The organism is Sphingomonas kyungheensis (assembly GCF_037120395.1).
GTDB classification, from domain to species: Bacteria; Pseudomonadota; Alphaproteobacteria; order Sphingomonadales; family Sphingomonadaceae; genus Sphingomonas; species Sphingomonas kyungheensis.
On sequence record NZ_JBBBDM010000003.1, the window covers coordinates 110,804 to 133,199 of the forward strand.

The following is a 22,396-nucleotide window of genomic DNA, read 5'->3' on the forward strand; positions in this document are numbered from 1 at the left end:
TAGCCGATGCGCCGCCCGGGGGGAATGGCCGGTTTAGAAGCTGTAGACGAGCGAGGCGCGGCTGGTGGTGTCGGTCGACAGCGAGCCGACCGGCGGCATGCTCTCATATTGGACGTTGTACGACAGTGCCGCCGACAGCGGCCCGATCAGCTTGGCATTGACCGAGGTGGTGCCGCTCAAGGTCGAATTGGCGCTCTGCACATAGGCCGAGGCATTCTGGGTCAGCGACAGGCCGGGCAGCAGCTTCCAGTTGAAGGCGAGCGTGCCGCGGCCGGCGATATTGCTCTGGTCAGTCTGGTCGGTGAAGGCGGTCTGGCGGAAGGCGGGGCCGAGTTCGACGTCGAGGCGGATCGCCGCGGTCTTGATCGCGCTATAGCCGACGCCGGTCGATGCCGAATAGCGGTGGTAGAAGCCGAGGAACCGGTCTTCCTCATATTGCGCCGCGCCATAGAGGTAGACGCGGTCCTTGATCTTGTAATTGGGTTCGTAGCTGGCGAGATAATGTTCGCGCGTCGTGACCCCGGCGTTCTCCTGATAATCCGCCTGAGCATGGAATTTATGCCGCCATTGCAGGCCTTCGCGGGTCAGGTCGAGCACCGCCGAGCCGCCCTTGCTGTCGGTGTTGCCGGTGGTGATATAGCCACCCAGCTCGGCGCGGCCGCTCCACAGGTCGAACATGCTCGCCTCGCGGATCGTCGTCTGCCGCGCCTGCGCCCGGTCGTTGCGCCATTTCTGCGCGATCGCCAGCACCGCATCGGCGCTCGCCGGATCGGCGAGCCGGGCGTATTTGACCACCACCGACACGTCGCCGTCGTTGCCGCTCTCCAGCGCCGCGTCGAGCATCGAGCGGATTGCCGCGGGGATCGGCACCTTGTCCTCGGCAGGGGGGCCGTCCTCGGGCGCGTTGGCGAGCAGCAGGGGGGCGAGGATCGCCGCGAGGATCGAGGTCGTCAGAGCGCGCACGCCGCAGGCCTTAGCCGCTGCTTTTGCTGATGAAACCCCAAAAGCACCTTATCCGCTCGCGGCTGCGCCGAGATGAGGCCGGAACGCGGCCAGCACGGCCTCGTACAGCGGGCGCTTGAACGGCACGATCATCCGCGGCAGATCGTCGGGATCGCTCCACCGCCAGGCGCGGAATTCGGGATGGGCGGTGGCGATCTGCACGTCGCTGTCCTCGCCGAGGAAGCGGAACAGGAACCAGCGCTGGCGCTGGCCGCGCCATTTGCCCTTCCACACCTTGCCGGCGAGATCGTCGGGCAGGTCGTAGTAGAATTCGTCGGGTGCCTCGGCGATCAGCTCGACCTTGTCGGGGGTGACGCCGGTCTCCTCGCCCAGCTCGCGCAGGGCGGCGGCATAGGCGTCCTCGCCGGGATCGATCCCGCCCTGCGGCATCTGCCAGGCTTCGAGCACGGTATCGATCCGTTCGCCGACGAACACCCGGTTGTCGCGGTTGATCAGCATCACCCCGGCGCAGGGGCGGTAGGGGCGGTCGGTCGGCGTATCGGTCATATCGGGTCCCGTGCGGCGAGGCGTGCCGCCTCCGCCTCGTGGATCACCGCGGCGAGCGCCGCAAGATAGCCCGCGACCTCCGCCTGCGCCGACGGGATCGCCTTGCGCAGCAGCACGAAGGCGTGGATCAGCCCTTTCGCCTCACGGAACACCACCGGCACGCCCGCACCCGCCAGCGCGGCGGCATAGGCGCGCCCCTGATCGCGGATCGGGTCGAGCCCGGCGGTGACGATCACCGCGGGCGGCAGCCCGTCGAGCCGGCCGCGCAGCGGCGCGCCGCGCGGGCTGGCGGGATCGGCGCGATACGCCCGGTCGTAGAACAGCATCGCGTCGCGGGTGAGCAGATAGCCGTCCGCGAACGTATCGAACGATGGATAATGCCGCCCGCTGTCCGCCGCCGGATAGATCGGCGCCTGCACGATCACCGGTACTGCCGCCGGCGCGTCGCGCAGATCGAGCGCGGTGACGATCGCGAGCGTGCCGCCGGCACTGTCGCCGCACAGGATCAGGCTGGTGACGCTGCGATCGAGCGCCGCGGGGCTCTTCGCCACCCAGCGCGCCGCGGCGGTGCAATCGTCGGGCGCGGCGGGCCAGGGGTGTTCGGGGGCAAGCCGATAGTCGACCGCGATCACCGGCACGTCGAGCGTGCGCGCGATCTCGGCGCAGATGCCGGCATGGGTATCGAGATCGCCGATGACGAAGCCGCCGCCGTGGAAGAAGACCAGCGCCGGCCCGGCATCGCGGCTGGCGCGCGCATCGAACAGCCGCGCCGCGATCGTCCCCGCCGGGCCGGGAATGGCGAGGTCGCGAACCACCGCGATCACACCGATCGGCAGATCGGTGAGATCGCGCGACGACCGCAGCAGCTGGCGCGCCTGCGCAGGCGGCAGCTCATGGCTCGCCGGGCCGGGCATCGCGTTGAGATAATCGAGGAATCGCCTCACGTCTGGGCGGACATAAGCGGCGGCGGGATCGGTCATGCGGCGCTCCGCGCGACCGCTTGGGAAGCGGCGGTCGCATCCCCAATTATAGCCGGTGATCCCCATCGTCCATCATCCCGCCTATGTCGCGCCGGCGCCGGCGCGCTCCACCTATCGCTGGAACAAGAACGGCCTGATCCGCGACCTGTTGCGCGCCGAGGGCGACCGGCTTGCCTGGCACGAGCCCGAGCCGATGCCGCGCGCGTGGCTGGAGGCGGTGCACGATCCCGATTATGTCGACGAGGTGCTCACCGCCGCGGTGCCGGCGATGAAGACGCGACGGATCGGCTTTCCCGTCACGCCCGAAGTCGCCGCGCGCGCGCGCGTCGTGCCCGGCGGCACGTGGCTCGCCGCGCAGCTCGCGCTGCGCCACGGCTTCGCCGCCAATACCGCGGGCGGCAGCCATCATGCCCTCGCCGCGACGGGGGCGGGCTATTGCGTGTTCAACGACCTCGCGCTCGCCGCGGTGCGGCTGATCGAGGAAGGGACGGTAGAGCGGCTCGTCGTCGTCGATTGCGACGTCCATCAGGGCGACGGCACCGCCGCGCTGCTTGCCGGACGGCCGGGGATCGCGACCTATTCGATCCACGCCGAGAAGAACTTCCCCGCGCGCAAAGCCCGCTCGACCTGCGACGTCGCCTTGCCCGACGGAGTCGATGACGAGGCCTATCTCGCCACGCTCGCGCAGACGCTGACGCCGTTCCTCGCCGAGCATCGCCCGCAGCTCGTCCTCTACCAGGCGGGCGTCGATCCCTTCGCCGGCGACCGGCTCGGCCGGCTGTCGCTCAGTCTCGACGGGCTGGTCGCGCGCGAGCGGCTGGTGGCGCGGCTGACCCAGGGGGTGCCGCTCGCCAGCACGGTCGGCGGCGGCTATGGCGACGATGCGCTGGAGATCGCGCGCCGCCACGTCACCGCGATCCTGACGCTCGGTGCGGCGATCGCGCTGCGCTGACCCTTCCCCAATCGCACAAGCTGCGGCATGAGCGCGCGCGACATGCCTGCGGACACAGTACAGCAACGCGCCCTCGCCGCGGTTTTCCACCCGATGCTCGACCGGATCGACGCCGGGCTCGAGTGGGGCGCGATCGAATCGCGGCTGCCGGACGGCACCCACCGCCTGCTCGGCGGGCGCAAGCCGGGGCCGGTGCCGATCGTCACGCTGCACCGCTGGCGCGCGCTCGTCCGGCTCGCCACCAGCGGTTCGGTCGGCTGGTATCGCGCGTGGCGCGACGGCGACTGGTCGAGCCCCGATCCGGTGCCGTTGTTCGACCTGTTCATGCGCAACCGCGTGCCGCTCGCCGACGCGGCGCGGGCCAATGGCGCATCGAAGCTGCTGCTGCGCGCCTGGCACCGCTTGCGCCGCAACCACAAGGCGGGCGCGCGGCGCAACATCGCCGACCATTACGACCTCGGCAACGATTTCTACCGCGCCTGGCTCGACCCAAGCCTGACCTATTCGAGCGGCCTGTTTGCGCCCGGCGATACGCTGGAGCAGGCGCAGCAGCGCAAGCTCGACGCGATCCTCGCGCGGACCGGGACGGCACCGGGCGAGACGATCCTGGAGATCGGCTGCGGCTGGGGCTCGTTCGCCGCGACCGCCGCGGCGGCGGGGCGGCGCGTCGCGGCGCTGACGCTGTCGACCGAACAGAAAGCGGCGGTCGATAGCCTCAATCAGCCCGGCGTCGCCGTCGCGCTCACCGACTATCGCGACGTCACCGGCCGGTTCGATGCGGTGGCGAGCATCGAGATGGTCGAGGCGGTCGGCCAGCGCTATTGGCCCGCCTATTGCGACACGCTGGCGCGCGTCCTCAAGCCCGGCGGCCGGGCGGCGCTGCAATATATCAGCATCGCCGACGATGTGTTCGACCGCTACGCCGGCAGCGTCGACTTCATTCAGCGCTATATCTTTCCCGGCGGCATGCTGCTGTCGGAGAGCCGCTTCCGCGCGCTCTGCGAGGCGCGCGGGCTGGCATGGACCGATCACCATGCCTTCGGCCTCGATTATGCGGTGACGCTGCGCCATTGGCGCGAGCGTTTCGACAATGCCGATCGGGCCGGGCTGCTGCCCGAGCGGCTCGACGCCCGCTTCCGCGACCTGTGGCGCTATTATCTGATGTATTGCGAAGGCGGCTTCCGCGGCGGTGGCATCGACGTCGCGCAGGTCACCTTGGTCAAGGCGGGGTAGGGCGCGGTTCCCTGTCCGTGACCGACGGGCGCGGTTTGGTGCCGGGTTGAGGATGGTTCGCGCGGAGGCGCGGAGGGGTTCCGGTTGAAGTAGCGTTACGGGCCTTGCCCGAACGTGATGAAAGCTGAGGCCGAGGCTGAGCCGGCGGCGCCACAGTCTCCGTGCCCTCCGCGCCTCCGCGTAACCATAAGCCCCGTGCGCGAATGTCGGCGGTCGTGCTAGCCGACGCGCTCGCGATGCCCCGCGGGGAAGCCGGCGATCGCCAGCGCGACGATGCGCTCGGCCACCACCTCGGGGGGCTTGACCGACTCGGGCGCCTCGCCGGGATAGGCGCGCGCGCGCATCTTGGTGCGGGTCGCGCCGGGATCGAGGATCGCGGTACGGATCGCGCTGATCTCGGCGGTCTCGTCGCCATAGGCGCCGAGCATCGTCTCGAACGCCGCCTTGGACGCACCATAAGCGCCCCAATAGGCGCGCGGATCGCGGCCGACGCTGGAGGTGAGGCCGATCACCTTGCCCGCGCGCGCCCTGCGCAGCATCGGGTCGAACGCCTGGATCAGCGCCACCTGCGCGCTGACGTTGAGCGTCAGCACCTGCGCCAGTTCCTTGGCGTCGATCGCCGGCACCGCGGCGAGGCTGCCGAGCATCGCCGCGTTGAGCACGAGCAGGTCGAGCGCCTGCCAGCGCTCGCCGATCGCGGTGGCGAGCCGCGCGACGCTGTCGGTCTGCGTCAGGTCGAGCGGTGCGATCGTCGCCGAGCCGCCGGCGTCGAAGATCGTTTCCTCGACCGCCTCAAGGTCTTTGGCGGTGCGCGCGGTCAGCACGACATGCGCGCCGGCCGCACCAAGCGCGATCGCGGTGGCCGCGCCGATGCCGCGGCTCGCGCCGGTGATCAGCGCAAGGCTGTTCGCAAGCGGCTTGGTCATGGCTTAATTGACCCGCTCCGCGAGCATCGCGAATTGATCGACCGCGACGCTGTCGTCCTGATCGGTCAGCGTCGTCGGATAATCGCCGGTGAAGCAGGCATCGCAATATTTCGGCCGGATGTCCGCCCGCTTCGCTTCGCCGAGCGCCTTGTAGAGGCCGTCGATCGAAACGAACGACAGGCTGTCGGCATGGATGAAGTCGGTCATCCCGCCGAGGTCGAGCTTGGCGGCGAGCAGCTTGGCGCGCTCGGGCGTGTCGACGCCGTAGAAGCAGCTGTGCCGCGTCGGCGGGCTGGCGATGCGCATATGGACCTCCGCCGCGCCGGCATCGCGCATCATCTGCACGATCTTGAGGCTGGTGGTGCCGCGCACGATCGAATCGTCGACGAGGATGATGCGCTTGCCCTTGATCAGCGCGCGATTGGCGTTGTGCTTGAGCTTGACGCCGAGGTGGCGGACCTTGTCGCCCGGCTGGATGAACGTGCGCCCGACATAATGCGAGCGGATGATGCCGAGTTCGAACGGAATCCCCGATTGCTGCGCATAGCCGATCGCCGCCGGCACGCCCGAATCGGGGACCGGGATGACGAGATCCGCCTCGACCGGCGTCTCGATCGCGAGCTGCGCGCCGATCTCCTTGCGGACGGTGTAGACCGACTGGTCGCCGGCGATCGAATCGGGACGGCTGAAATAGACCCATTCGAAGATGCACGGCCGCGGCGCCATCGGCGCGAACGGACGGACCGAGCGGATCTCGCCATTCTGGACGATGACCAGTTCGCCCGGCTCGACCTGCCGTTCGAAGGTCGCGCCGCACACGTCGAGCGCCACCGTCTCCGAGGCGAAGATCACCGCACCGTCGAGCTTGCCCATCACCAAGGGCCGGATGCCGAGCGGGTCGCGGCAGGCGATCATCCCCTCGGGCGTCATCACGACGAGGCTGTAGGCGCCCTCGATCTGCTTGAGCGCATCGATGAAGCGATCGAGCAGGGTGCGGTAGTTGGAGGTGGCGACAAGATGGATGATCGTCTCGGTGTCGCTGGTCGACTGGAAGATCGAGCCGCGCCGGATCAATTCGCGGCGCAGCTTCATCGCATTGGAAATGTTGCCGTTATGCGCGACCGCGAAGCCGCCGCTCGCCAGCTCGGCATAGAGCGGCTGGACGTTGCGCAGAGCGGTCTCGCCGGTGGTCGAATAGCGGACGTGACCGACCGCACAGTCGCCGGGCAGCGCCCGGATCACGTCGTCGCGGTCGAAATTGCCGGCGACATGGCCCATCGCGCGATGCGTGTGGAAGTGGTGACCGTCGAAGCTGCTGATGCCAGCCGCCTCCTGGCCACGGTGCTGGAGCGCGTGCAGGCCGAGCGCGACGAGCGCCGCGGCGCTGTCGCTGCCGGATACACCGAATACGCCGCACTCTTCGCGCAGCTTGTCGTCTTCAAACGGATGGGTCGTCAGCATGGTGGCGGGGGCTCACATCGTGCGGGTGGCCATATAGGAGCGCATTCCGCGTTTGTCGCGTATTTGTAATGTCTAAAATCGAACCGATTGCCAGGCGGCACGTTCTGGGCGCCGAAGGAGGCCGACATGGCGAAGGATCACGGCGCGCAGATCAAGGACGACACGCTCTACGAAGATCTGCGCGAACAGGGCGCGTCGAAGGAGAAGGCGGCGCGGATCGCCAACGCAAAGGCGGCGGGGACGCTCGACCATCCGGGCGGCACGCTCGAGCAGCGCAGCAAGGCCGACCTGCTCGCGGAAGCGCGCGAGATCGGCATCAGCGGCCGCTCGACGATGAACAAGGCGGACCTCGTCAAGGCGATCCGCAACCACAAATAGCCGGGAAGCCACCGCAAATCCCGCTTGCGGGCTCCTTCGCGAACGTCCGCGTCATCAGCCGGTGTCACATGTTCCTGCGGGAGCGGGGGCCGAGGGTTATGTGCAATCACCGCCCTTCGCTGTCGCAAGCCCGGGCGCCTGCTTGCGCAGGGGCATCGGCGCGGCATCGGCAGCGGTCGCGCGTCGCGGCGGCTTATCGATCGCTGCCGATCGCCAGGCGGCGGCTATTCGAGGCCGGTCGAGGGAAGGCGGACGGACGCGGGGTTGCGGTAGGCTGCGCGGCGGGCATGTCCTTGCGGCGAACGCCGGTCAGGTCTGCCGGCCCGGCCGGTGTCGGTGCCGCGACCGGCGTCGCGGCGGCGACCGGCGTGGCGGTGAGCAGCACCTGCTGCTTCATGCACTGGCGCTTGTCGGGGCGCGGGGTGCGCGCGCAGTTCCACAGCGTCCGCTCCACCCCGGCCTCGCGATCGCGCAGATAGCTGAACGTCATCGCCGCGACCTGATCGGGGGTGAGCGGCGCGGCGGCCGGCGTCAGCGCCGCGTCGCTCCAGGCGGAGAATTTGCACAGCTTGCGCTCGCCGCACGCCTTGGCGGCGATCGTCGGATAGAGTTCGGGCTGCAGGCCCCAGGGCAGGGTAACGAAGAAGCTGTCGGCATCCCCCGCGGACGGTGCGAACGACACCGATTCGCCGGGCGTCCCCTCCGCCGCGATCAGGCCGAGCGCCGCCGACGCCTCGAGCAGCGCCGCATCGGCATCGGCGAGCGCCGCGCCGGTCTTGTGCGCATCGGACAGCGGGGCGAGCTGCGCGATCACCGGCTCGCCGGCGGTGACCCGGCGGGTGAAGGCGGCGGGCGTGCCCCACCACCCGGTCCAGCGGAAGAAGAGGTGGCTGTGCACCGCCGCGACCTTGTCGAGGCTCGCCTGCCAATAGGGCACCACCCAATCGGTATGGTAATGCGTCGCATAGCCGACCGGGCGATAGACCGCGCCGTTCAGCGCCAGCGTCGCTACGTCGCGCGCGCGCCGCCAGGCGTCGGCGCTCGGGCTCCAGCGGGTCAGCGCGCCGTCGCAGGCGAAGCTGAACTGGCAGCCGGTGGTGCGTTCCTGCCCCTCGAAGATCACGCCGCACACCGTCTTGGGGAAAGCGGGATGGCGCAGGCGGTTGAGCACGACCTGCGCGACTGCGCGCTCGCCCTCGGCGTCATCGCCCGCCTCGTAGAGCACGCCGGCGGCGAGGCAGTCGGTGGCGCGGGCGCGATCCTCGCCGCCGCCGGCGAAGCGGAACGGCCGCGCCGCCGGATTGGGCAGGTCGGAGAAGGGGATGCTCGCGTTATACGCCTTGGCGTCGTCGGGCGACAGGTCGATGAAGCGCACCGGCTCGACCGGCGGCAGCTCGGCGGGCGGCACGACGCGACGCTGCGGCACGACCGGAAGGCGCGGCTTGGGGATCGCAGGCGGGTGGGTGACGACGAGCGCGGGCACGGCGACCGCGAGCAGCGCGGTCGTCGTCAGCACCGCGCGCAGCCACAGCGGGCTGCGCGACGTTATGGGCTGGCTCACTGTTCGGGCAGGAAGTCCGGCACCGACAGATACCGCTCGCCGGTATCATAGTTGAAGCCGAGGACGCGGACGCCGTCGGGCAGGTCGGGCAGTTTCTGCAGGATCGCGGCCAGCGTCGCGCCCGACGAGATGCCGACGAGGATGCCCTCCTCGGTCGCCGAGCGGCGCGCCATGTCCTTGGCGACCGCGGCGTCGACCTCGATCACCCCGTCGAGCGCCTGGGTGTGGAGATTGCGCGGGATGAAGCCGGCGCCGATCCCCTGGATCGGGTGCGGTCCCGGCTGGCCGCCGGCGATCACCGGCGAGGCGGCGGGCTCGACTGCGAACACCTTGAGATCGGGCCATTCCTTCTTCAGCGTCTCGGCGACGCCGGTGATATGGCCGCCGGTGCCGACGCCGGTGATGATGACGTCGATCGGCGAATCACGGAAGTCGTTGAGGATCTCCTGCGCGGTGGTGCGGACATGGACGTCGATGTTGGCGCCATTCTCGAACTGCTGCGGCATCCAGGCGCCGGGCGTCTGGTGGACGAGTTCGAGCGCCCGCTCGATCGCGCCCTTCATGCCCTTTTCGCGCGGCGTCAGGTCGAAGGTCGCGCCATAGGCGAGCATGAGGCGGCGGCGTTCGAGCGACATCGACTCAGGCATCACCAGGATCAGCTTGTAGCCCTTGACCGCGGCGACCATGGCGAGGCCGACACCGGTGTTGCCGCTGGTCGGCTCGATGATCGTGCCGCCGGGCTTGAGGTCGCCATTGGCCTCCGCCGCCTCGACCATCGCCAGCGCGATACGGTCCTTGATCGACCCGCCGGGGTTGGAGCGTTCGGATTTGATCCAGACTTCGGAATCGGGGAACAGCTTGGCGACGCGGATGTGCGGCGTGTTGCCGATCGTGTCCAGGATGGTGTTGGCCTTCATGGCTTGGCTTCTCCGTGGCTAGGTTCGGTCTGTAACATGTCGGGCGGGTCGAAGGTCCGCGCGCGGCGCAACTCGGGAAACAGGCGCGCCCACAGCAGGGTGACGATGATCGCGGCGACGCCGCCGAAGGCGACCGCGCCGACCGGACCGAGCAGCGACGCCATCAGCCCGCTCTCCGCCTCGCCGAGTTCGTTGCTCGCCGAGATGGTGAGCTGCGACACCGCGCTCACCCGGCCGCGCATCGCATCGGGCGTGTGGAGCTGGATCAGCGACTGGCGGACGTAGACCGACACCATGTCGGCGCCGCCCGCGACGATCAGCGCGGCGAGGCTCAGCGGGAAATAGCGCGACAGGCCGAAAGTCAGCACCGCGACCGCGAAGACGAGGCTGGCGATCAGCATCTTGACGCCGACGTTGCTGTTCATCGGCCGGAACGAGAACCAGATCGAGGTGGTCACCGCGCCGATTCCCATCCCCGCGGCGAGAATGCCGAGGCCGTGCGCGCCGACGTGGAGGATGTCGCGCGCGTAGATCGGCAGCAGCGCGGTGGCGCCGGCGAGCAGCACGACGAACAGGTCGAGCGTGATCGCGGCGAGCACCAGCCGGTTCTGGCGGACGTAGCTGAACCCGTCGAGGATGCGGGCGAGCGGCCGGCGGTCCTTCTGCGCGGCAGGTTGCGGCACCGGCCGGATCGTCATCATCGTCGCCACCGCGAGCGTGAACAAAGCGGTGATGGTCGCATAGGCGACATGCGGGTGGATGGCGTAGAGGATGCCGCCGACGCTCGGCCCGACGATCGCGCCCAATTGCCACGCGGTCGACGAGATGGCGATCGCGGTCGGCAGGCTCTCGCGCGGCACCAGATTGGGGGCGAGCGCCGAATAGGCCGGGCCGGAGAAGGCGCGGGCGACGCCGACCAGCACCGCCGCGACGAACAGCGCCGGCAGCGTCAGCGTGCCGAGATAGGTCAACACGCCGATCATCGCCGCGACCAGCGCCAGCAGCGCGGTGGTCGTCCGGACGATCCAGCGCCGGTCGACCGCATCGGCGACGAGCCCGGTGATCGGGGTGAGCAGGAACAGCGGCACGAACTGCGCCGCGCCGATCATCCCGAGCAGGAACGCCGCCTGGCGCACGTCCATCGTCTCGCGGGCGAGGCCATAGACCTGCCAGCCGATGACGATCGCCAGCGCGGTCTGCGCGACGGTGCCCGACAGGCGGGACAGCCAATAGGCGCGGAAGTTGGCGATGCGGAAGGGGTGGGTGGCCATGTGGCGCGCAGCTTTGCCGCGTGCCGCCGCCGAGGGCAACACAGATGCGCGTGCCGGCGGCTAAGTCGCGGACGCGCCCCGATGCGTCCGCTTGGCACGGCTGCGGGCGGCTCGCTATAGGCGGAGCATGTCCGACCCGCGCGAAACCGATCTCGTCCTCGATCCCAAATATGATGCCGCCGGCCTCGTCACCGCCGTGGTCACCGACCGGGGCGGCGCGCTGCTGATGGTCGCGCATATGAATGCGGAGGCGCTCGCCGCGACCCAGGCGAGCGGCGAGGCGACCTTCTGGTCGCGCAGCCGCGCGCGGCTGTGGAAGAAGGGCGAGACGTCCGGCAACGTGCTGCGCGTCGTCGAGATGCGGATCGACTGCGATCAGGATGCGCTGTGGATCATCGCCGATCCGGCCGGCCCCGCCTGCCACACCGGGGCGACGAGCTGTTTCTATCGCCGCATCGTCGGCGACGGCTTGCAGCCGGTCGCATGACGCGGGCGGTCGCGGCGCTGGCGCTCGCCGCGCTGCTCGCCGGCTGCGGATCGCCCACGCCGACGGTGACGGATACGCCGGGCAGCCGGCTCGAACGCGCCGCGCTGCGCGCCGGGCTCGTCGCCGATCCGGCGAGCGGCGATCCGGTCGGGTCCTGGGCGGCGGAGACCGATCGCCTGTGCATCGTCCCGCAGGACGGCGGCGCGCTGCGCATCGGCGCGGTGATCGACTATGGCGAGGGGCAGGGCTGCGCCGCCGCCGGCGTGGCACGCCGCCGCGGCAGCGATCTGGCGATCGCCTTCGGGCCGTGCCGCTTCGACGCGCGGTTCGAGGGCGACCGCATCGTCTTCCCCGCCGCTCTGCCCGCCGGCTGCGACCGATATTGCACCGGCCGCGCGACGCTCGACGCGCTGACGGTCGAGCGGCTCAGCGCGTCGCGTGCCGAGGCGGCGACGCTGCGCACGCCGTCCGGAAAGCGGCTGTGCACCATGGGAGAGTAGGTTGACGTTGACGTAAACGTGACGTAACGTCCGGCCATGGCCTCGTCACCTGCTTATGCCGTGATCGAACATCGCCACGATCGCGATCATTTCACCATTTCCGATCTCTGCGAGGAATTCGGCGTCACCGCGCGCGCGTTGCGCTTCTATGAGGACGAGGGGCTGATCGGCCCCGAACGCCGCGGCACGCAGCGTATCTATTCGCATCGCGACCGGGCCCGGCTCGCCTGGATCCTGCGCGGCAAGCGCGTCGGCTTCAGCCTGGGCGAGATCCGCGAAATGATCGACCTCTACGATCTGGGTGACGGTCGCCGTCTCCAGCGGCAGGTCTCGATCGACCGCTGCCGCGCGCGCATCGATCTGCTCGAACGGCAGAAGCAGGATATCGACGCCGCCATCGCCGAGCTCACCGAATTCGTGGCGGTCGTCGAGGCCGTCCATATCGCCGACACACAAGGATAATCGGATGCCCCAATATACGCCCCCCGTCCGCGACACGCGCTTCATCCTCGATCACGTCGTCGGCTTGCAGAACTATGCCAACCTGCCCGGCTTCGACGCCGCGACCCCCGACGTGGTCGAGGCGGTGCTGGAGGAGGGCGGCCGCTTCGTCGCCGAGGTGCTGTTCCCGCTCAACCAGTCGGGCGATCAGGAAGGCTGCACCCGGCACGAGGACGGCAGCGTCACCACGCCCAAGGGCTTCAAGGACGCCTATGCCCGCTATGTCGAGAGCGGCTGGGCGACGCTGGGCAATGCGCCCGAATATGGCGGGCAGGGCATGCCGCACGTCGTCTCGATCGCCTTCCAGGAATATATGATTTCCTCGAACATGGCCTTCGCCATGTATCCCGGCCTGACCCATGGCGCGATCGCCGCGCTGATCGCCAAGGGCAGCCCCGAGCAGCAGGCGATGTACGTGCCCAAGATGGTGTCGGGCGAATGGGGCGGGACGATGAACCTGACCGAGCCGCAATGCGGCACCGACCTCGGCCTGATCCGCACCAAGGCGGAGCCGCAGGCGGACGGCTCATACAAGATCACCGGCACCAAGATCTTCATCTCGGCCGGCGAGCACGACCTCACCGACAATATCATCCACCTCGTGCTGGCCAAGACCCCCGGCGCGCCGGACAGTTCGAAGGGGATCAGCCTGTTCGTCGTGCCCAAGGTGATGGTCAACGACGACGGCAGCCTCGGCGAACGCAACGCGGTGACCTGCGGCTCGATCGAGCACAAGATGGGTATCCACGCCAATTCGACCTGCGTGATGAACTATGACGGCGCGACCGGCTGGCTGGTCGGCGAGGAGATGAAGGGCCTCGCCGCGATGTTCATCATGATGAACGCGGCGCGGCTCGGCGTCGGCCTGCAGGGGCTCGGCATCGCCGAGGTCGCCTATCAGAATGCGGTGCAATATGCCGGCGACCGCCGCCAGGGCCGCGCGCTGACCGGCCCCAAGCAGCCGGAGGAGAAGGCGGACACGCTGTTCGTCCATCCCGACATCCGCCGCATGCTGATGGAGGCCAAGGCGTGGACCGAAGGGCTGCGCGCATTGTGCCTGTGGGGCGCGTTGCAGGTAGACCTGGAGCATAACGGCGCGGACGATGGGGAGCGGCAGCTGGCGGGCGATCTGATCGGCCTGCTCACACCGGTGATCAAGGGCGTCGGCACCGACAAGGGCTATGAGATCGCGACCAACGCACAGCAGGTCTATGGCGGTCACGGCTACATCGCCGAATGGGGCATGGAGCAATATGTCCGCGATGCCCGGATCGCGATGATCTACGAAGGCACCAACGGCGTGCAGGCGATGGATCTCGTCGGTCGCAAGCTGGCGCTCAACGGCGGTCGGGCGGTGCAGGCGTTGTTCCGCATCGTCGCCGAGGAAGCCGGCGCGGCGGAAGGCGACGAGGCGACCGCGGCGATCGCGGTTGCGCTCAAGAAGGCGCTCGGCGAGCTGCAGGCGGCAACGATGTGGTTCATGGCCAATGGCATGAAGAACCCCGAACATGTCGGTGCCGGCGCGGTGCCGTACATGCATCTGATGGGGATCGTCGCGACCGGGCTGATGTGGCTGCGCATGGCCAAGGCGGCGGCCGGGCTCAAGGCGGCGGGCGAGGGCGATGCCGCCTTCCTCGACGCCAAGCTCGTCACCGCGCGCTTCTTCGCCGAGCGGATCGCCCCCGATGCCGGCGCGCTGCGCCGCAAGATCGAGGGCGGGGCCGACAGCCTGATGGCGCTGCCGCCCGAGATGTTCCGCGCGGCCTGATCGTCCGACCGGTCGGGTCGCCCGCAGCGACCCGACCGCGTTGCTGCAACCCGGACTTGCCGCGCGACAAGGCAAGCTGCTTTGCCAAGCCGGCGCCGCCTCGCCGAAATGCCTTTCCCCAGTGAGGACAAGGCTGTGGCTGACCCGCTTTCCGACGTAATGCCGATCGCATTCCCGCAGCAGCTCGACCGCGTCCTCGACGGCCTGCGCGAGGCGCGGGTCGCCTGGCGCGCCGCGCATCCCAACAAGGCCGAGCAGGGCAGCCGCTTTCCGTCGCGGCAGGCGCTGAAGCGGATCGCCGGCGAACTCGGCACCGCGCTGTTCCCGCTGCGCCTCGGCCCGTCGGAACTGACCGCCGCCAACGAGAATGCCTTCATTGCCGCCTCGCTCGAATCGACCCTGTCGCAGCTCGCCGCGCAGATCGATCTCGAGCTGCGCTATCGGAGCGACGGCGACTCGACCGCCACCGCCGCGACGAGCGAGCGGCTGACCGGCGCATTCGCCGCGGGCCTGCCGGCGCTGCGCCGGTTGCTCGATAGCGATGTCGAGGCCGCCTATGACGCCGACCCGGCGGCGCGAAGCGTCGACGAGGTGCTGCTCGCCTATCCCTCGTTCACCGCGATCATCCATCATCGCATCGCGCATCTGCTTTACCGGCTCGGCGCGCCGCTCGTCGCGCGCTTGATCGCCGAGATCGCGCATGCCGGCACCGGCATCGACATCCATCCCGCCGCGACGATCGGCCGGCGCTTCTTCATCGATCACGGCACCGGCGTGGTGATCGGCGAAACCAGTGTGATCGGCGATCGCGTCCGGCTGTACCAGGGCGTCACGCTGGGCGGCGATCCCGATCTGTTCGGCGACAAGGCGGGCACGCCGCGGCATCCGGTGGTCGCCGACGATGTCGTCATCCACGCCAATGCGACGATCGTCGGCCGCGTCACGATCGGGGCGCGTGCGCGGATCGGCGGCGGCGTGTGGCTGCGCCGGGACGTTCCCGCCGACACCGCGGTCGAGGCGCCGCCGCCCGTCTTCCACGCCTTGCCCGGTGCGCCGTGACGCCGCTTGCGCTGCGCCGGCAACCATGACTAGGCTGCTGATATGACGGAAAATGCAGCGACCCACCGGCTCGGCGAAGCGCTCAACCACCTGCACGCCTTCGCGGCGACCTTCGCCAGCGGCGACTATGTCGACGAGGCGAGCGCGCTGACCGCCGACGATCTGCGGCTGGTGCTCGACACGCTCGAACGCGTGCATGGCATCGTCAAGGCGCAGCCGGCATCGTGAAGCGCGAGACGACCAGCGATATCGGGGCGATGATCGCCACCGCGCTGTTCCTCGCCGGCTTTGCCGGGATGATCTACGCTTTGGGCGTCAAGATCGACCTGTTCTGATCGGCGCGGCGATGGAGCTGGATGTCCTGATCGTCGGCGCCGGCCTGTCGGGGATCGGGGCCGCCTTCCGGTTGCAGGAGCGCGCTGCGCCGTACCGCTATGCGGTCTTCGAGGCGCGTGACGCGATCGGCGGCACCTGGGACCTGTTCCGCTATCCCGGCATCCGCTCCGACTCGGACATGGCGACGCTCGGCTTCCCCTTTCATCCGTGGCGCGGCGGCGACGCGATCGCCGGGGGCGAAGCGATCCGCGACTATATCCGCGAGACGGCCGCGGCCTTCGGCATCGACGCCAAGGTGCGGCTGCGGCATCGGGTGATCGCGGCGGACTGGTCGTCGGCGCAGGCGCGCTGGACGGTGCGCTATACGGTGGGCGGTGTCGAGCAGCAGCTTCATTGCCGCTTCCTGTTCCTGTGCGCGGGCTATTACGATTATGCCAGCGCGCATGCGCCGGACTGGCCGGGGCGGGAGGCGTTCGCCGGCCCCGTCATCCACCCGCAATTCTGGCCGGAGGATCTCGATGTCGCGGGCAGGCGCATCGCGGTGATCGGCTCCGGCGCCACCGCGGTGACGCTGCTGCCCGCGCTGGTCGCGCGCGGCGCCGCGCAGGTGACGATGGTGCAGCGCTCGCCGACCTATATCGTCGCGCAGCCGGCGACCGATGCGCTCGCCGCCCGCCTGCATCGCTGGCTGCCGCGGCGGGTGGCGGCGGCGGCGGTGCGGTGGAAGTCGATCGGTTACGCGGTCGCGACCTACGGCCTGTCGCGGCGCTGGCCGGGCCTGCTCAAGCGCCAGATCGCGGTGAGGCAGCGCCGGCTGCTCGGTGACGCATTCGATATCGCGACGCACCTGACGCCGCGCTACGATCCCTGGGACCAGCGGCTCTGTCTGGCGCCGGACGGTGATCTGTTCGCGGTTTTGCGCGACGGGCGCGCGGCGATCGTCACCGATACGATCGAGTCGCTGCGGCCGGACGGCCTTGCCTTTACCTCCGGCAGGACGCTTGCCGCCGATATCCTGGTCACCGCGACCGGGCTCAACCTCCAGGTGATGGGCGGCGCCCGGCTCAGCGTCGACGGCGTCGCGGTCGAGCCGGGCGAGCGACTGATGTACCGCGGCGCGATGCTCGCCGGCGTGCCCAATCTCGCCTTTGCGGTCGGATATACCAACGCCTCGTGGACGCTGCGCAGCGACCTCACCGCGCGCTTCGTCCGCCGGCTGCTCGACCATATGACGGCGCGCGGGCTGGCCAGTGCCGTGCCCGTGCCCGCCGACACCGAGGCACCGGACACGCCGATTCTCGATCTCAGCTCGGGCTATATCCAGCGGTCCGCGCATCTGCTGCCGCGGCAGGGCAGGCGCGCCCCGTGGCGCGTCCATCAGAACTATCTGAGCGACCTGTGGTCGTTCCGCACCGGGCGGATCGACGACGGCGTGCTGCGGTTCACGCCGGCGGCAGATAAAGCCGGGTAACGCGTCCCGGATCGGACGGACCTATGTCGCGCTGCCGTTGACGAGACGGGCGGTACGGCATTCCTCCTCGGCCTTGCTGCGCCATGTCCCGGTCCTCGTCGCCCTGCTTCTGATCGCCTTCCGTCACCGCGCGCGTCGCCGTGCAGCGATCGGTCGCGCTGCCCTTGGCGAAGGCGAGGTCATATGTCTTCCGCTTGCGTCGCCGGGCTCGAGCACCCGGTCAGCATCACGCCAAGTCCAAGGCCAGGCCATCGCCTCCCGAACGCCCTGTATCGATCAGACGCCCGACCCGTGACGCAGCGACCGCCGCGTTCGGCGCCGTCATCGCGCCTACGAGCCTCGACGCGCCGGAGACGGTCCCGGAAATTATCGGATGAGGGAGGAGCCACCCGTCCCCTTTTCTGACAGGCAGTCTCGTCGCACGTCAGCCGGCCGGCGAGATGACCGCGCGCGGGACGAGCCGCGCGATCTGAGATCGGTCATGCGTCCTTCCCGCCTAATTCTGGAAGGGCTGGATTTTGTTGTTGCCACGCCGCACCAGAGCATTGTTGGTGTCGTCGCCTTGCTTTCAATAATGGCCGCCCATTCGGATCGGCTATGGCATATGCGCTGGGGCAATATGCTGCCCGTGCTTTGATCCTGCCGACAGACTTTCCTGTTCCGGTTGTTCTCGTGGTCGGCGGCGGGTGTGGTTTGGGCGGCAAAGACCATGGCGATGGCAGCCGTCAGCGCTTGAGCGATCATGATGTCCTCCCTGCTGATGAGAGGCTAGATCGGATCGATGGGTAAGCCAAGCTGACTCTGATCCATCCCGTTTGTGACGCGATCGCTGGGGCGGGGATGCTGAAGGTCTCATAGGGAGAAGTGGTTGGTGATGCATGCTGACGAACTGAAGGCGATACGCAAGGCGGCCGGGTTATCCCAGGCCGCACTGGGCGAAGCGATCGGCATGGCGCGCGAGGCGGTCGGCGCGATGGAGCGGGGTACGGCGCCGATCGAGACCCGCACCGAGCTGGCGGTGCGCTATGTCACGATGCGCCCGCCCGCCGCCGCAGCCAATGATGACGCGGAGGCCGCGGGGGCCGGGGATCGCGCGCTGGCGTCGCTTGCCGAGGCGCTCCGCCCCCTGCTCGGCGAATGGTTCGCGCCGCGGTCATCGTGACGGCGAGGGGCGCTGCGGCGGCAGGAGCGAATGCGTTGGTGGGCCCGGCAGGACTCGAACCCGCAACCTAGCCGTTATGAGCGGCCAGCTCTAACCATTGAGCTACAGGCCCCACCGCTGCGCAGCGCTAGCGCAACCGCCGGCAAAGCAAAAGTGCCGCGGGCCTGCGCGCAGCAAAAAGGGCGCCCCGTTGCGGGAGCGCCCTTCGAGATCGTGCGACAGCATGATCGGGGCGTCGGCAGATCGCCGACGCCGGCCGATTACATGTTGTCGGCCTTGGCCTCGGCTGCGTCACGGACGTTGTCCGCGGCGGCGTTGGTGTTGTCGGCAACGTTCTCGAGCGCGGCGGCAGCGGCGGCGTTCGAGGTGTTGTCGGCAAGCGCGTCGATGTTGTCGGCCTGCGCTTCCATGTTGTCGGCGAGCATGTCCCCGTTGTTCTCAACGGCGGCCGCTTCAGGCGACTTGTGGCAGGCTGCGACGGACATCAGGCCGGCGGCAGCGAGAACGAAAGCGATCTTCTTCATTCGGTTGCTCCCAAGCAAAGCAAAGCAAAAATCGCGGCCGGCCCGATCGCCGTCGCGAGACAGCCCAAATACCGCACGACTCCCCCCGGTCAATCGGGAAATTCATCCGGCCGAAAGGTTCCGCCGCATCAGCAACTCAGCGTCGCGGCGTCACCGGACCGATTTCCTCGGGGGCGTTGGCGACCACCGCGAGCATCGTCGTCCAGGCGGCGACGTTCTGGCGGAGCTGCTCCGGATCGATCCGGTCGAGCGTGTCGTCGGGCGTATGATGCGTGTCGAAATAGCGGCTTCCGTCCTGGTTGAGGTCGATCGCCGCGACCCCGAGCGCGAGCGTCGGACCGACGTCGGTGCCGTCGCCGCCGAGGCCGGACCCCCGGCCGATGCCGAGCGGCGCGAGCGCGGTCTGCAGGCGATCGGCGACCGGCTTGGCGCTGTCGGGCAGATTGACCTCGAACCGCCAGATGCGATCGGCGCCGAAATCGCTTTCACCGGCGGTGGCGTGGCGTTCGCCGCCATGGACGCGGGCATAGTCCTTGCCGCCATAGCCGCCCGGCTCCTCCGCGCCGAACCAGACGACGCGGATCGTGCGGCGCGGCCGCGGTCCGTCGAGCAGCCGCTTGGCGGCGGCGGTTGTGATCGCGACGCCGCTGGCATCGTCGATCGCGCCGGTGCCGAGATCCCAGCTGTCGAGATGCCCGCCGACCAGCACGACGCCGGCCTTGGGATCGCTGCCGGGGACTTCGGCGATGACGTTGCCCGAGGTGCCGGTGCCGGCGAAGCGCGGCGTCAGCACGAGCTTCAGCGAGATCGGCTTGCCGCGGTCGGCGATCCGTTCGAGCAGTTCGGCATCGCTGACCGACAGCGCCGCCGCCGGGATCGGCGCGACGCCGGCGGGGAAATCGGTGACGCCGGTGTGCGGATTGCGGTGGTGATCGGTGCCGATCGACTTGATGACGATCGCCGCGGCGCCCTTGCTCGCGGCGAGGGCCGGGCCGACGAACCGCGCGGGGCCATAGGCGCCGTAGCTCGACCCGTCCTGCGTCGGCTGCATCGCATTGCCGACATAGACGATGCGGCCGCGCACCGCCTCGGCGGGGGCATTGGCGAACTCGCCATAGCTGCGGAACACCACCACCGGCGCGGTGAGGCCGGCGGCGGGGGTGGCGCCCGAATTGCCGAGCGCGACCAGCTTGAGCTGCTGCGGGAAGGGGGCGATCACCTCGGCGCGCTCCTCGCCGCGCAGCCACACCGGCATCTGATAGGTTTCGACGTGCACGTTCTTGAAGCCCAACGCCTTGAGCCGCGCGACGCCCCAGCTGCGCGCCCGCGCCTCCGCCTCGGTCGCCGCGAGCCGCTGGCCGACCTCGGTGGTCAGGCCCTCGACGATGTCATAGGCGAGGTCGTCCTTGAGCGCCGCATCGCGCAGCGCCGCGACCTTGGCGTCGACCGGGGCGGGGGTCGGCGGCGCCTGGCGCTGCGCCGACAGCGCGGTGGAGGAGGCGAGGGCCAGCAAGGCCAATGCGATGCGCGTCATTCGTGGAATATCCCCTGTCCAATCAATGCGCCCCGGGTGTGGGCGAAGCCGCGGGCAAGCACAAGCGGCGGACCGCGGCGGCATTTGCACGCGCGTCGCCGGATCGCTACATGCCACCTACGAATTTCCCGTACCTTCGATCAGGAGCCGTCGGCACATGGCCGTCCAGTATACCTACGTCATGAAGGGTCTGACCAAGACCTTCCCCGGCGCGAACAAGCCCGTCCTCAACAACATCCACCTGCAGTTCATCCCGTCGGCGAAGATCGCGATCATCGGCCCCAACGGCGCGGGCAAATCGACGCTGATGAAGATCATGGCGGGGATGGACCCCGATTTCACCGGCGAGGCCTGGGCGGCGGAGGGCGTGCGCGTCGGCTATCTGGCGCAGGAGCCGCAGCTCGATCCGAGCAAGGACGTGATGGGCAACGTCAAGGACGGCGTGCGGCCGGTCGCCGACCTGGTCGATCGCTTCAACGCCATTTCGGCGGAGATGGGCGATCCCAAGGACGATACCGATTTCGACGCGCTGATGGAGGAGATGGGCGATCTCCAGGCCAAGATCGACGCGGTCGACGGCTGGTCGCTCGACAGCCAGCTCGAACAGGCGATGGAGGCGTTGCGCTGCCCGCCCGGCGACGCCGACGTCAGCCGCCTGTCGGGCGGTGAGAAGCGCCGCGTCGCCCTGTGCAAGCTGCTGCTCGAGAAGCCCGACATTTTGCTGCTCGACGAGCCCACCAACCACCTCGACGCCGAAAGCGTGTCGTGGCTGGAAAATTACCTAAAGGAATATACCGGCAACGTCATCCTGGTGACGCACGATCGCTACTTCCTCGACAATGTCGTCAACTGGGTGCTCGAGCTCGATCGCGGCCGCTATTACACCTATGAGAGCAACTATTCGGGCTATCTCGAAAAGAAGGCGAAGCGGCTCGAGCAGGAGGAGCGCGAGGAAGCCGGCAAGCAGAAGGCGATCGCCGACGAGCTCGCCTGGATGCGCCAGACTCCCAAGGCGCGCCAGACCAAGTCGAAGGCGCGTATCCGTGCGTTCGAGGAGCTCATGGAGAAGCAGGAGAATCGCGTCGCCGGCAAGGCGCAGATCCTCATCCAGATCCCCGAGCGGCTCGGCGGCAAGGTGATCGAGGCCAAGGGACTGACCAAGGCCTATGGCGACAAACTGCTGTTCGACAATCTCGACTTCACGCTGCCGCCGGGCGGCATCGTCGGGGTGATCGGCCCCAACGGCGCCGGCAAGTCGACCCTGTTCAAGCTGATCACCGGGCAGGAAACGCCTGACTCCGGATCGATCGAGGTCGGTTCGACGGTCAAGCTCGGCTATGTCGACCAGAGCCGTGACGATCTCGATCCGAATAAGAACGTCTGGCAGGAAATCTCCGACGAGCTGGAGGTCTTCCGCTTCGGCAAGCAGGAACTGGGCACGCGCGCCTATGTCGGCGCGTTCAACTTCCGCGGGCCGGACCAGCAGAAGAAGGTCGGGCAGCTGTCGGGCGGTGAGCGCAACCGCGTCCATATGGCCAAGATGCTCAAGGAGGGCGGCAACGTCCTGCTGCTCGACGAGCCGACCAACGACCTCGACGTCGAGACGCTGCGCGCGCTCGAGGAGGCGCTGGAGACCTTCGCGGGCTGTGCGGTGGTGATCAGCCACGATCGCTTCTTCCTCGATCGTCTCTGCACGCACATCCTCGCCTTCGAAGGCGACAGCCACGTCGAATGGTTCGAGGGCAATTACGAGAGCTACGAGGAAGACAAGCGCCGCCGCCTGGGCGACGCCGCCGACCGGCCGACCCGCCTCGCCTACAAGAAGCTGACGCGCTGATCCGGGAGGGGGCGGCTCGGCGGGCCGCC

General features: G+C 69.0%; 23 protein-coding genes and 1 tRNA gene. 13 read left to right on the plus strand and 11 right to left on the minus strand.

Annotated elements, in window-relative coordinates; translation table 11 throughout:
- Nucleotides 1-33: 33 nt before the first annotated feature.
- The 3 genes from V8201_RS08300 to V8201_RS08310 are packed head-to-tail and all read right to left on the minus strand — an operon-like array spanning nucleotide 34 to nucleotide 2,489.
- On the minus strand, nucleotides 34-963 hold the full coding sequence (locus V8201_RS08300; protein WP_336544982.1) for a DUF481 domain-containing protein: 930 nt from the start codon (nucleotides 961-963) through the stop codon (nucleotides 34-36).
- 48 nt (nucleotides 964-1,011) lie between these two features.
- Nucleotides 1,012-1,509 (minus strand): RNA pyrophosphohydrolase, encoded by a 498-nt coding sequence (locus tag V8201_RS08305; protein WP_336544983.1) that lies wholly within the window; start codon nucleotides 1,507-1,509, stop codon nucleotides 1,012-1,014.
- Nucleotides 1,506-2,489, minus strand: a complete 984-nt coding sequence (locus tag V8201_RS08310) for an alpha/beta hydrolase (protein ID WP_336544985.1) — start codon at nucleotides 2,487-2,489, stop codon at nucleotides 1,506-1,508. Before V8201_RS08310 ends, V8201_RS08305 begins: the two co-directional genes overlap by 4 nt.
- Nucleotides 2,490-2,544: 55 nt before the next feature.
- Between V8201_RS08310 and V8201_RS08315 the strand changes: the two genes are divergently transcribed.
- Together V8201_RS08315 and V8201_RS08320 are read left to right on the plus strand one after the other, a co-directional pair.
- Entirely contained in the window at nucleotides 2,545-3,441 is an 897-nt protein-coding gene (locus tag V8201_RS08315) for a histone deacetylase family protein (RefSeq protein WP_336544986.1), read from the plus strand.
- Nucleotides 3,442-3,483: 42 nt separating this feature from the next.
- The gene (locus tag V8201_RS08320; RefSeq protein WP_336544987.1) at nucleotides 3,484-4,674 is read left to right on the plus strand and encodes a class I SAM-dependent methyltransferase; all 1,191 of its coding nucleotides are present in this window, start codon (nucleotides 3,484-3,486) and stop codon (nucleotides 4,672-4,674) included.
- A gap of 218 nt (nucleotides 4,675-4,892) precedes the next feature.
- On the opposite strand, the gene V8201_RS08325 is transcribed toward V8201_RS08320, so the two are convergent.
- Both V8201_RS08325 and purF read right to left on the minus strand, forming a co-directional pair.
- Nucleotides 4,893-5,600: an SDR family NAD(P)-dependent oxidoreductase gene (locus V8201_RS08325; protein WP_336544988.1), complete on the minus strand. Its 708-nt coding sequence runs from the start codon at nucleotides 5,598-5,600 to the stop codon at nucleotides 4,893-4,895.
- A gap of 3 nt (nucleotides 5,601-5,603) precedes the next feature.
- Nucleotides 5,604-7,061: an amidophosphoribosyltransferase gene (gene purF, locus V8201_RS08330; protein WP_037531209.1), complete on the minus strand. Its 1,458-nt coding sequence runs from the start codon at nucleotides 7,059-7,061 to the stop codon at nucleotides 5,604-5,606.
- A 126-nt stretch (nucleotides 7,062-7,187) separates the two neighbouring features.
- Between purF and V8201_RS08335 the strand changes: the two genes are divergently transcribed.
- Complete coding sequence (locus V8201_RS08335) at nucleotides 7,188-7,439, plus strand: DUF7218 family protein (protein ID WP_037531208.1); 252 nt, start codon at nucleotides 7,188-7,190, stop codon at nucleotides 7,437-7,439.
- 193 nt (nucleotides 7,440-7,632) lie between these two features.
- Here the strand turns inward: V8201_RS08335 and V8201_RS08340 are convergent, their stop codons facing one another.
- From V8201_RS08340 to V8201_RS08350, 3 genes are read right to left on the minus strand one after another with little or no spacing between them, the layout of a single operon-like run.
- Nucleotides 7,633-9,000, minus strand: a complete 1,368-nt coding sequence (locus V8201_RS08340) for a cell wall hydrolase (RefSeq protein ID WP_336544989.1) — start codon at nucleotides 8,998-9,000, stop codon at nucleotides 7,633-7,635.
- Nucleotides 8,997-9,917 (minus strand): cysteine synthase A, encoded by a 921-nt coding sequence (gene cysK / locus V8201_RS08345; protein WP_037531206.1) that lies wholly within the window; start codon nucleotides 9,915-9,917, stop codon nucleotides 8,997-8,999. The genes V8201_RS08340 and cysK overlap by 4 nt, the downstream gene beginning before the upstream one ends.
- The gene (locus V8201_RS08350; RefSeq protein ID WP_336544990.1) at nucleotides 9,914-11,188 is read right to left on the minus strand and encodes an MFS transporter; all 1,275 of its coding nucleotides are present in this window, start codon (nucleotides 11,186-11,188) and stop codon (nucleotides 9,914-9,916) included. Before V8201_RS08350 ends, cysK begins: the two co-directional genes overlap by 4 nt.
- A gap of 127 nt (nucleotides 11,189-11,315) precedes the next feature.
- Here V8201_RS08350 and hisI point away from each other — a divergent pair, with 127 nt between their 5' ends.
- From hisI to V8201_RS08395, 9 genes are all read left to right on the plus strand, one after another.
- Entirely contained in the window at nucleotides 11,316-11,675 is a 360-nt protein-coding gene (gene hisI / locus V8201_RS08355) for a phosphoribosyl-AMP cyclohydrolase (RefSeq protein ID WP_037531202.1), read from the plus strand.
- On the plus strand, nucleotides 11,672-12,175 hold the full coding sequence (locus V8201_RS08360; protein ID WP_037531200.1) for a hypothetical protein: 504 nt from the start codon (nucleotides 11,672-11,674) through the stop codon (nucleotides 12,173-12,175). The genes hisI and V8201_RS08360 overlap by 4 nt, the downstream gene beginning before the upstream one ends.
- 36 nt (nucleotides 12,176-12,211) lie before the next feature.
- Nucleotides 12,212-12,637 (plus strand): MerR family transcriptional regulator, encoded by a 426-nt coding sequence (locus V8201_RS08365; RefSeq protein ID WP_037531199.1) that lies wholly within the window; start codon nucleotides 12,212-12,214, stop codon nucleotides 12,635-12,637.
- 4 nt (nucleotides 12,638-12,641) lie between these two features.
- The gene (locus V8201_RS08370; RefSeq protein ID WP_336544991.1) at nucleotides 12,642-14,444 is read left to right on the plus strand and encodes an acyl-CoA dehydrogenase C-terminal domain-containing protein; all 1,803 of its coding nucleotides are present in this window, start codon (nucleotides 12,642-12,644) and stop codon (nucleotides 14,442-14,444) included.
- A 135-nt stretch (nucleotides 14,445-14,579) separates the two neighbouring features.
- Nucleotides 14,580-15,503, plus strand: coding sequence for a serine O-acetyltransferase EpsC (epsC, locus tag V8201_RS08375; RefSeq protein ID WP_336544992.1), 924 nt, complete (start codon nucleotides 14,580-14,582; stop codon nucleotides 15,501-15,503).
- A 42-nt stretch (nucleotides 15,504-15,545) separates the two neighbouring features.
- On the plus strand, nucleotides 15,546-15,731 hold the full coding sequence (locus tag V8201_RS08380; protein ID WP_037531194.1) for a hypothetical protein: 186 nt from the start codon (nucleotides 15,546-15,548) through the stop codon (nucleotides 15,729-15,731).
- Between the two features lie 118 nt (nucleotides 15,732-15,849).
- Nucleotides 15,850-17,310 (plus strand): flavin-containing monooxygenase, encoded by a 1,461-nt coding sequence (locus V8201_RS08385; RefSeq protein WP_336544993.1) that lies wholly within the window; start codon nucleotides 15,850-15,852, stop codon nucleotides 17,308-17,310.
- Nucleotides 17,311-17,791: 481 nt separating this feature from the next.
- Complete coding sequence (locus V8201_RS08390) at nucleotides 17,792-17,947, plus strand: hypothetical protein (RefSeq protein WP_336544994.1); 156 nt, start codon at nucleotides 17,792-17,794, stop codon at nucleotides 17,945-17,947.
- A gap of 237 nt (nucleotides 17,948-18,184) precedes the next feature.
- Nucleotides 18,185-18,472 (plus strand): helix-turn-helix transcriptional regulator, encoded by a 288-nt coding sequence (locus V8201_RS08395; RefSeq protein ID WP_336544995.1) that lies wholly within the window; start codon nucleotides 18,185-18,187, stop codon nucleotides 18,470-18,472.
- 36 nt (nucleotides 18,473-18,508) lie between these two features.
- On the opposite strand, the gene V8201_RS08400 is transcribed toward V8201_RS08395, so the two are convergent.
- From V8201_RS08400 to V8201_RS08410, 3 genes are all read right to left on the minus strand, one after another.
- A tRNA-Ile gene (locus tag V8201_RS08400) sits at nucleotides 18,509-18,584 on the minus strand.
- Between the two features lie 148 nt (nucleotides 18,585-18,732).
- Nucleotides 18,733-18,996 carry a hypothetical protein gene (locus tag V8201_RS08405; RefSeq protein ID WP_037536734.1) on the minus strand — a complete coding sequence of 88 codons (264 nt, stop codon included), beginning with the start codon at nucleotides 18,994-18,996 and terminating at the stop codon, nucleotides 18,733-18,735.
- A 136-nt stretch (nucleotides 18,997-19,132) separates the two neighbouring features.
- On the minus strand, nucleotides 19,133-20,530 hold the full coding sequence (locus tag V8201_RS08410) for a M28 family peptidase (RefSeq protein WP_336544996.1): 1,398 nt from the start codon (nucleotides 20,528-20,530) through the stop codon (nucleotides 19,133-19,135).
- Nucleotides 20,531-20,687: 157 nt separating this feature from the next.
- Between V8201_RS08410 and ettA the strand changes: the two genes are divergently transcribed.
- The gene (gene ettA, locus V8201_RS08415; protein WP_037536730.1) at nucleotides 20,688-22,367 is read left to right on the plus strand and encodes an energy-dependent translational throttle protein EttA; all 1,680 of its coding nucleotides are present in this window, start codon (nucleotides 20,688-20,690) and stop codon (nucleotides 22,365-22,367) included.
- Nucleotides 22,368-22,396 lie beyond the last annotated feature (29 nt).

Coding starts and splice junctions, on each gene's coding strand:
- V8201_RS08305 (WP_336544983.1), bottom strand. CDS start 1,509: ATGACCGATACGCCGACCGACCGCCCCTACCGCCCCTGCGCCGGGGTG.
- V8201_RS08310 (WP_336544985.1), bottom strand. CDS start 2,489: ATGACCGATCCCGCCGCCGCTTATGTCCGCCCAGACGTGAGGCGATTC.
- V8201_RS08320 (WP_336544987.1), top strand. CDS start 3,484: ATGCCTGCGGACACAGTACAGCAACGCGCCCTCGCCGCGGTTTTCCAC.
- V8201_RS08325 (WP_336544988.1), bottom strand. CDS start 5,600: ATGACCAAGCCGCTTGCGAACAGCCTTGCGCTGATCACCGGCGCGAGC.
- purF (WP_037531209.1), bottom strand. CDS start 7,061: ATGCTGACGACCCATCCGTTTGAAGACGACAAGCTGCGCGAAGAGTGC.
- V8201_RS08335 (WP_037531208.1), top strand. CDS start 7,188: ATGGCGAAGGATCACGGCGCGCAGATCAAGGACGACACGCTCTACGAA.
- cysK (WP_037531206.1), bottom strand. CDS start 9,917: ATGAAGGCCAACACCATCCTGGACACGATCGGCAACACGCCGCACATC.
- V8201_RS08350 (WP_336544990.1), bottom strand. CDS start 11,188: ATGGCCACCCACCCCTTCCGCATCGCCAACTTCCGCGCCTATTGGCTG.
- hisI (WP_037531202.1), top strand. CDS start 11,316: ATGTCCGACCCGCGCGAAACCGATCTCGTCCTCGATCCCAAATATGAT.
- V8201_RS08360 (WP_037531200.1), top strand. CDS start 11,672: ATGACGCGGGCGGTCGCGGCGCTGGCGCTCGCCGCGCTGCTCGCCGGC.
- V8201_RS08365 (WP_037531199.1), top strand. CDS start 12,212: ATGGCCTCGTCACCTGCTTATGCCGTGATCGAACATCGCCACGATCGC.
- V8201_RS08370 (WP_336544991.1), top strand. CDS start 12,642: ATGCCCCAATATACGCCCCCCGTCCGCGACACGCGCTTCATCCTCGAT.
- V8201_RS08380 (WP_037531194.1), top strand. CDS start 15,546: ATGACGGAAAATGCAGCGACCCACCGGCTCGGCGAAGCGCTCAACCAC.
- V8201_RS08385 (WP_336544993.1), top strand. CDS start 15,850: ATGGAGCTGGATGTCCTGATCGTCGGCGCCGGCCTGTCGGGGATCGGG.
- V8201_RS08390 (WP_336544994.1), top strand. CDS start 17,792: ATGCGTCCTTCCCGCCTAATTCTGGAAGGGCTGGATTTTGTTGTTGCC.
- V8201_RS08395 (WP_336544995.1), top strand. CDS start 18,185: ATGCATGCTGACGAACTGAAGGCGATACGCAAGGCGGCCGGGTTATCC.
- V8201_RS08405 (WP_037536734.1), bottom strand. CDS start 18,996: ATGAAGAAGATCGCTTTCGTTCTCGCTGCCGCCGGCCTGATGTCCGTC.
- V8201_RS08410 (WP_336544996.1), bottom strand. CDS start 20,530: ATGACGCGCATCGCATTGGCCTTGCTGGCCCTCGCCTCCTCCACCGCG.
- ettA (WP_037536730.1), top strand. CDS start 20,688: ATGGCCGTCCAGTATACCTACGTCATGAAGGGTCTGACCAAGACCTTC.